Here is an 8168-nt window from a genome sequence, read left to right on the forward strand (position 1 = left end):
CCCACGTCATCATCTCGGGCTGGGAGGGCCCTCGACGGGTGGTGTGAGCTCCATCGGGTGTACGGCCGGGCGCACGGCCGGGTGCACGGTCGGGCGCACCCAGTCGCCGGTGACGTGATGGGTTCCGGGTCCGACGGTGTGGACCGGTCCGTCCAGGGGCAGGTCGAGGTGCGCGGTGGTGCCGGGCGGCACGTCGAGCTCCAGCTCGAAGGTTCCGCCGGACAGCGTCCACGCGACGCGGACCGGGCCGTAGGGGCTGTCCAGCCGGGCCGACGCGCTGGTGAGGTGCCCGGTCACCAGGGGGCGCACCAGGATCTCGCGGTAGCCGGGTGCGGCGGGCGCGATCCCGGCGACGCTGCGGTGCAGCCAGTCCGCGACGGCGCCGTAGGCGTAGTGGTTGAACGAGGTCATCTCGCTGGGGTTGATCGACCCGTCGGGCAGCAGCGAGTCCCAGCGTTCCCAGATCGTGGTGGCGCCCATGCTCACGGGGTAGAGCCAGGAGGGCACGGTGCGGGTCAGGAGCATCTCGTGCGCGAGGTCGGGGTGGCCGGCCGCGCACAGCGCGTCGAGGACGACGGGCGTGCCGAGGAACCCGGTGCTGACGTGGTGGCCCGCGTCGCGGACCAGCCGGGCCAGGCGTTCGCCTGCGCCGCGGCGCTGCGCGTCGGTGCCGAGCAGGTCCCAGACGAGCGCGAGGGCGTACACGGTCTGGCAGTCGCTGCGGACGGTGCCGTCCTCGTCCACGTACGCGTCGCGGAACGCGTGCGCGACGTCGTCGGCCAGCTGCGCGTAGCGCCGGGCGTCGGCGTCGTGGCCCAGCACCTGGGCGGTGCGGGCCAGGAGGTGGGCGCTGCGCGCCAGGTACGCGGTGGCGACGACGGCGGGGTCGGCCTTCGCTGCGGCGGAGTCGTGCGGCGGGGCGTCGGGGTCCAGCCAGTCGCCGAACTGGAAGCCGGTGTCCCACAGGAGGGAGGCGCCGGCCAGCGCCCGCGACTTCTCGACCCAGGCGCGCATGGAGCCGTACTGCCGTGCCAGCACGCCGACGTCTCCGTAGCGCTGGTACAGCGTCCACGGCACGTGCACGGCGGCGTCCGCCCAGCCGGCGGCGGGGGTCTGTCGGCCGTCTTCCGGGCCGGGGCCGCGGAGCTCGCGCACGACGTCGGGCACGACGAAGGGCACGCCGCCGTCGGCCTGCTGCTCCGCGGCGAGGTCCTGCAGCCAGGAGCCGAGGAAGCCGCCCACGTCGAACAGGAAGGCTGCGGTGGGGGCGAACACCTGGATGTCGCCGGTCCATCCGAGCCGTTCGTCCCGCTGCGGGCAGTCGGTGGGGACGTCGACGAAGTTGCCGCGCATGCCCCACACGACGTTCTCGTGCAGCCGGTTCACCTCCGGTGCGGAGCACTCGAACCATCCGGTGCGGCGCAGGTCGGAGCTGACGACCACGGCGTGCGCGTCGTCGGGGACGACGTCGGCGCCCGTGACCTCTGCGTACCGGAACCCGTGGAAGGTGTAGCGGGGTTCGAGCACCTGCTCGCCTCCGGCGAGGACGTAGGTGTCCGTCGCCCGGGCGGCGCGCAGGGGCCGCACGCCCAGCTCGCCGTCCTCGAGCACCTCGGCGTGCCGCACGGTCACGGTGTCGCCGCGCTCCCCCGTCACGCGCAGACGCACCCACCCGACGACGTTCTGGCCGAAGTCGAGGATCTGCCGCCCGGCGGGCGAGGTGCGGACCTCGCGCGCGGGGACGGTCGCGACCTCGCGCACGGGCGGCCCGGTCGGGGCCACCAGCCGCCCGGTGTCGGCGTCGAGCACGTCGACCGGGCCGTCGGCGACGGCGTCGGGCGCGAGCGGTCGCCGCAGGTCCGTCGTCTGGCCGTCGTACAGGTCGTCGGCGAGCACGCCCGTCGTCCCGGCCCGCCAGCTCTCGTCGGTGACCACGGTCTGGCGGCGTCCGTCCGCGTAGGTGATCTCGAGCTGGGCCAGGAGCGCGAGCCGGTCCCCGTAGGAGTCGCGCTGGTGGGTCCACGTCAGCTGTCCGCGGTACCACCCGTTCCCCAGACCGACGGCGAGGCGGTGCGCGCCCGGCGCACGCAGGTGCTCGGTGACGTCGTAGGTCTGGTAGCGCAGGCGTGCGTCGTACGCGGTCCATCCCGGGTCGAGCAGGTGGTCGCCCACGCGCCGCCCGCCGATCCACGCGTCGTAGACGCCGTGCGCCGTGACGTACAGCCGCGCGGACGACACCGGCCCAGCCAGCTCGAGCTCGCGGGCCAGCACCACGGCCCCGCCGTCCAGCCCGCCGACGTCCCGCGGGCTCACGAACCGCGCCTCGACGTCCGCCGGCGCGAGCAGCCCCGCCTCGAGCTCGAGGGGGTCGCTCCACGGCGACCACCCGGCGTCGGTCTGGGCGCGGACCTCGACGCGGACCCGCTCCCGCGAGCGCAGGGCGCGGAACGGCCAGGGCACCAGCACCTGGTCGGGGCCCGTGCCGTGCCCCACCTCGGTCGCGCCGTCGGCGGTGCGCAGCCGCACCTCGTACCCGCGCTGCACCCCGCCGTCGCCGGTCCTCGTCCACGACAGGCGGGGGGCGGCGGTGCCGATCCCCACCTGCGGTGCGCCGTACTCGGCCACGAGTCGTTCGATGCGCATCTGCACGCCTCCTTGCGGGCGTGGCCCGCCGTCGGGATCGGGCCTCCGGGCCGCGCGAGGCCCCACAATGGACCCAGGATCAGAGATCATATTCATTCGACTGTTCATGCGGTCCGAGGACGGGAGCTGGCTTGACGGACGCGCTGTACGCCCAGGTGCACGAGGCGCTGCGGGCACGCATCGTCGGCGGCGGGCTCGCCGTCGGCGACCGGCTGCCGACGCAGGCGGAGCTCGTCGAGGAGTTCTCGGTCAGCGCCATCACCATCAAGCGCGCGCTCGACATGCTGCGCGACGAGGGCTTCGTGACGCGACGCCCCCGCATCGGGACGATCGTCGTCTCCACGACCCCCGCGGGCCCGCCCCAGGACGAGGCCGGCCGCCTGCCGCTGGTGGGCTACGTCGTGCCGGGGTTCGACGACGCGTTCGGGTCGCACCTGCTCGGCGGGCTGCTGGAGGCGTCGCGGGAGCGCGCGCACGTCGTGGTGGCGATGTCCCGCGGCGACTCCGACCTCGAGGAGCGCCTCATCGAGGAGCAGCTGGACCGCGGCATCGACGGGCTGGTGCTGCTGCCCACGTCCTCGCAGGCCATCCCCCAGAGTGTCGCCGCGCTCGTCGGGCGCGGGTTCCCCCTCGTGATCGTCGACCGGACCCTGACGGGCGTGCCCGTCAGCACCGTGACCTCCGACAACGTCACCGGCGGCCGGCTGGCGGCGGAGTACCTGTTCGGTCTCGGCCACACGCGGATCGCGCTGGTCCAGTCCCCCAACGCCGTGTCGACCCTCGACGAGCGGAAGCGCGGGGTGGTGGCGGCTCACGCCGCCCACCAGGTGCGCCTCGAGGAGACGCAGGTGTACTCCGGGGTCCGCTCCGTGGTGCCGGGCTCCTCGGTCACGCCCGAGGAGGACGTCGAGGGCCTGGTCGAGTTCCTCGGCACGCACCCCGACCTGACCGCGTGCGTCGTGACCGAGTACCACTCGGCGCGCCTCGTGCTCCAGGCCGCGCAGCGGCTGGGCCGGTCGGTGCCGGGCGACCTCTCCGTGATCTGCTTCGACGCGCCGCCGGAGTACGTGGACGCGGCGATCCCCCTCACCCACGTGCAGCAGGACCAGGACGCGATCGGGGCGCGCGCCTTCGAGCTGGTCGAGCGGCAGCTCGCCGAGCGGGGCGACGTCGCACAGGACACCGTGCCCGTGCGGATCATGGACGGCGGTTCCACCGCCCCCGCTCCCCGCTCGGCGAGCTCCTAGCCGGACCGGCCCGTCAGTCGCGGCGGGCACGCACCTCGAGCGCCATGACCGCGCTCAGCAGCGTCGAGTACCCCACCTGGGTCGGGGCGGCGCAGGCCCAGTCGTCACCGGCGCGCAGCACCACGCCGGCGCCCCGCAGGCTCTCGACGGCGGCGGCCGGGGCGCCGTCCGCCGGCGGCACGGCGTCGAACGGCACGACGCCGTGCGTCCACAGGGCGTCGGTGCTCGACCGGAGGAGGTCCTCCACCTCGGGGACCGCGCGCTCGTCGAGCAGCTCCGCCGCGTACCGGTACCAGACCCCCTTGAACAGGCCGACGTCGCCGCCCGCCGTGTCGGGCACGTCGTCGTCGACGAGCTCCCCCTCCCGCCGGAAGACGCCGCCCGTGGCGAGCTCGCGCACCGACGTCACGGCCGTGCGCTCGGCACGGTCCAGCCAGCCGCTGTCCCCGGTGGACCTGTACAGCTCGACGCAGGCCCCGATGTACAGGCCCTGGTTGTAGGTGAAGCGCCAGTGCGTGTCGACGTCCGTCCCGCCCTCGCGCCCCATCCCGTCCTCGACGAAGCCGTCGGGGCCGACCAGGTGCTCCTCCAGCCACGCGACCGTGGTCAGCGCGCGGTCGAGGTACGCCTCGTCCCCGGTGCGCCGCGCCAGCCGCGCGCCGAGGATCGCGAGCGGCCCGTTGGCCGGCGTGTTCTTGTAGTCGGGCTGCTGCTTGCGCCACGACAACGACGGGCCGTGGACGTCGTTCCACCCGTGCTCCACGACGTGCTCCCACAGCGCGAGGACGTCCGCCTCGACGGCGGCCCGCTCGGCGTCGTCCGGGGTCGCCTCGGCGAGCCGCAGCAGGGCGAGGGCGTACCAGAGCATGTCGTCGAAGTAGTCGTTGAACAGGCTGCCGTCGTTGCGCTCCCGGATGTTCGCCGCCGTCGCGCGCGCCGCGTCCAGCCACGCCACCTCGCCGGTGCGGGAGAACGCATCGAGCCGGCAGTCGACGACGTGCGCCAGCCACCAGTAGTTGAAGGTGGTGTCGTCCGGCCGCGGGTGCGCGTTGTGGAGCAGCTGCGGGGCCGCGGCGCCGTAGAGCAGGTCGACGCTGAGCTGCGCGACGTCGGCCCGCCCCGCCCAGGTCCGCAGCGGCGCGGTGTCGGGGACGGTCGTGGTCATCGGTTGGCCTCCAGGATGCGGTCGCCCTGTGCGGCGGCCTCGGCGAGGGCGGCGGGGCCGCCCATGGTGCCGGACATGACCTCCTGCAGGGCGGGGATGAGGGCGAGCGTCTCGACGTCCGAGTACCCGGGCACCGGGGGGCGGACCTTCGCGACCTCGATGGTCTTCACCAACGGGCCGAAGCGGTCGTCCACGGTGTGCACCGCGCGCTGGGACGCCTCGACGTTCGCCGGGATGTTCTTGCTGATCTTCGCGAACGCGAGGCTGTTCGCCTGGTCCACGGCCCACCACTTCATGAGCTCCCACGCCCCCTCGGGGCAGGGGGCGTCGGTGGGGACGACGAGCCCGAAGCCGCCCATGGAGGCGCCCGAGTCGCCGTGCGGCCCGACGACCGCGGGCACGACGCCGTACTCGAGCCCGTCGACGGCGTCCCAGGTCGGCAGGTTCCAGGGGCCGTCGTACTTCATCGACACGATGCCCTGCGCGAAGGCGTCGATGCCGTCGGAGAAGCCCAGCTCGTAGACGCCGCGCCGGTGCAGCAGGTCGTCCCAGAACTCCAGGACCTCCAGCCCCTGCGGGGAGTCGAACGCCGTGTACCGCTCGGTCGGGTCGAGGAGCCGCCCGCCGGCCTGACCGAGCCACATCGAGAACAGGCCCACGTCCTGGATCTCGAACCCGGCCCGCTTCAGCCGCCCGCCCTCACGGACCGTCAGGGCCTCCGCGGCGTCGGCCAGCTCGGCCCACGTCGTCGGCGGCCGGATGCCGGCGTCGTCGAGGTGCGCCTTGTTGTAGAAGATCGCGCGCGTGTCGACGATCAGGGGCAGGCCGAACGCCTTGCCCTCCACGCTCATCTCGCGCACCGCCTCGGCGTAGAAGTCGCCGAGGTCCACGCCGTCGCGCGCGGCCCAGGAGTCGATCTGCTGCAGCGCGCCCCGGCGGCCGTACTTCGCGGTCTGCCACCGGTCCCACAGCACGAGGTCGGGCACGTTGCCCGACGCGATGCCGGTGAGCATCTTCTCCTCGAGCGCACCCTGGGGCACGTAGTGGAACACGAAGTCGGACTGGGCCGCGTTGAACGCGTCGAGCTGGGTCTGGATCTGCGCGGCCTGGTCGCCGGACCAGCTGCCCCACATGGTGAGGCGGCGTGCCCCGTCGGCGGTGTACCGCGGCTGGTTCGGCGCCGCGCAGGAGGACAGGACGGCGGCGCCGGCGCCCAGGCCGAGCGCCCGCAGCACCGCGCGGCGGCTAACGAGCGTTGACATGGGAGACCCCCTCGATGATGTAGCGCTGCGCGAAGACGAACAGGAGCAGCACGGGCAGGCTGGTGAGGACGGTGCCCGCCATGAGCGGGCCGTAGTCGGTGGCGTAGTCCGTGACGAACGAGGCGAGGCCCACCTGGACCGTCCACATCTCCTGGACGTTGAGCACGATGAGCGGCCACATGAAGGCGTTCCACCCGGCCTGGAAGGTGAGGATCGCCAGCACGGCCGCCCCCGCCTTCGCCAGCGGCAGGTACACCTGGGTGAAGATGCGGAACTCGGACGCGCCGTCGATCCGCGCGGCCTCCCCCAGCTCGTCCGGGATCGACGAGAAGAACTGCCGCATGAAGAACACGGCGAACGCTCCCGCGGCCCCCGGCAGGATGATCGCCCAGTACGTGTTGAGGAGGCCGACGCCGCCCTGGCCGATGACGTTGTTGCCGCCGGCGAACGGGATGGCGCGCAGCACCAGGAACGAAGGCACCATGGTGACGATGCCGGGCACCATCAGCGACCCCAGCAGCGTGACGAACAGCGCCCGGCGGCCGCGGAACGTCAGCTTGGCGAACGCGTACCCGGCGAGGGAGCCGAAGAACAGGTTCAGCACCACGCCGCCGACGGCGAGGATCATCGAGTTGAGGAAGTACCGGCCGAACGGCACCTCGGTGACCACGCGCTGGTAGTTCTCGAGGGTCACGGTCCGCGGGATCAGGTCCAGCGCGCCCGACAGGATGTCGCCCGCGGGCTTGAGGGACGTGACCAGGGTCCAGAACAGCGGGAAGACGGTGAGGATCGCCACGAGGACGACGGCAATCCACCAGGCGACCGCGGCGACGCGCTGCGCCGGCGTCTTGCGCGTGGTGTGGGTCGGGGCGGGCCGGGACGTCCCGGCGGCGAGGGCTCCGGCAGTGGTGCCCGCGACGGACAGGCCGGATGCGGTCTGCGCGCTCACGTGTTGTCCCTTCCCGTGATGCGGGCGTTGATCACCGCGAAGACGGCGATGATGAGGAACAGCACGAAGGAGATCGCGGACGCGTACCCCATCTCGAGGTTCCCGAAGCCCTGCGTGTAGATGTAGTAGACGAGCGTGATCGTCGAGTTGCCCGGGCCGCCCTTGGTGAGCACGTAGGCCTGGTCGAAGACCTGGAACGCGCCGATGACCAGCAGCGTCGAGACGAGGAACGTCGTGCGCGACAGGCTCGGCATGACGATGTAGCGCAGCTGCGTCCACCAGCCGGCGCCGTCGATGCGGGCCGCCTCGTACAGCTGCGGCGGGATGCCCTGCAGCCCGCCCAGGTAGATCATCATGTTGGTGCCGAACCCGGCCCAGACGCTCATGATGACGATGGCCGGCATCGCCCAGTGCGAGTCGTACAGCCAGGCGGGCCCGTCGATGCCGAACCAGCCGAGCGCGACGTTCACCATGCCGAACTGCGGGTTGAGCAGCCACAGCCAGATCGTCGCGGTCGCGACCGTCGAGGACACGACCGGCACGTAGAAGAACGTGCGGAACAACGACGCGACGCGCACGTTCCGGTTGAGCAGCAGCGCGGTGGCGAGCGCGACGACGATGCCGAGCGGCACGAACAGCAGCGTGTAGTACGCCGTGTTCCGCAGCGCGATGGCGAAGTACGGGTCGAGGAAGAGCCGCCGGTAGTTGTCGAGCCCGAGCCACTGCGAGTCACCGATGACCGAGTAGCTGGTGAAGCTCATGACGAGCGCCATGCCCGCCGGGACGAGCACGAAGACCGCGAAGAGAAGCATCGGCAGGGCGACGAACAGCCACCCCCACCGTTCCTGGATCCGCCACTGCCGTGAGGCGCGGCGGCGCTCGGGCTTGACGGGCGGTGGTGC

At 72.8% G+C, this 8168-nt stretch carries 6 protein-coding genes; 1 reads left to right on the plus strand and 5 read right to left on the minus strand.

Going from position 1 to position 8168, the window contains the following annotated elements; all coding sequences use genetic code 11:
- Window positions 1-9: 9 nt before the first annotated feature.
- Window positions 10-2643, minus strand: a complete 2634-nt coding sequence (locus ACFT55_RS00920; RefSeq protein WP_380240513.1) for a family 78 glycoside hydrolase catalytic domain — start codon at window positions 2641-2643, stop codon at window positions 10-12.
- A 131-nt stretch (window positions 2644-2774) separates the two neighbouring features.
- On the opposite strand from ACFT55_RS00920, the gene ACFT55_RS00925 reads away from it, so the two are divergent.
- Complete coding sequence (locus ACFT55_RS00925; protein ID WP_380240515.1) at window positions 2775-3890, plus strand: GntR family transcriptional regulator; 1116 nt, start codon at window positions 2775-2777, stop codon at window positions 3888-3890.
- Window positions 3891-3903: 13 nt separating this feature from the next.
- Here the strand turns inward: ACFT55_RS00925 and ACFT55_RS00930 are convergent, their stop codons facing one another.
- The 4 genes from ACFT55_RS00930 to ACFT55_RS00945 all read right to left on the minus strand — a co-directional run.
- Window positions 3904-5055, minus strand: coding sequence for a glycoside hydrolase family 76 protein (locus tag ACFT55_RS00930; RefSeq protein ID WP_380240517.1), 1152 nt, complete (start codon window positions 5053-5055; stop codon window positions 3904-3906).
- Entirely contained in the window at window positions 5052-6317 is a 1266-nt protein-coding gene (locus ACFT55_RS00935; RefSeq protein ID WP_380240519.1) for an ABC transporter substrate-binding protein, read from the minus strand. The genes ACFT55_RS00930 and ACFT55_RS00935 overlap by 4 nt, the downstream gene beginning before the upstream one ends.
- Entirely contained in the window at window positions 6301-7266 is a 966-nt protein-coding gene (locus ACFT55_RS00940; RefSeq protein ID WP_380240523.1) for a carbohydrate ABC transporter permease, read from the minus strand. The genes ACFT55_RS00935 and ACFT55_RS00940 overlap by 17 nt, the downstream gene beginning before the upstream one ends.
- A partial coding sequence (locus ACFT55_RS00945; RefSeq protein ID WP_380240525.1) for a carbohydrate ABC transporter permease occupies window positions 7263-8168 on the minus strand: 906 nt, incomplete at its 5' end. The genes ACFT55_RS00945 and ACFT55_RS00940, both read right to left, overlap by 4 nt.

Origin of the sequence: Isoptericola sp. NPDC057191, assembly GCF_042670225.1 — a bacterium.
In the GTDB taxonomy this organism is placed as follows: Bacteria; Actinomycetota; Actinomycetes; order Actinomycetales; family Cellulomonadaceae; genus Isoptericola.

Coding starts and splice junctions, on each gene's coding strand:
- ACFT55_RS00920 (WP_380240513.1), bottom strand. CDS start 2,643: ATGCGCATCGAACGACTCGTGGCCGAGTACGGCGCACCGCAGGTGGGG.
- ACFT55_RS00930 (WP_380240517.1), bottom strand. CDS start 5,055: ATGACCACGACCGTCCCCGACACCGCGCCGCTGCGGACCTGGGCGGGG.
- ACFT55_RS00935 (WP_380240519.1), bottom strand. CDS start 6,317: ATGTCAACGCTCGTTAGCCGCCGCGCGGTGCTGCGGGCGCTCGGCCTG.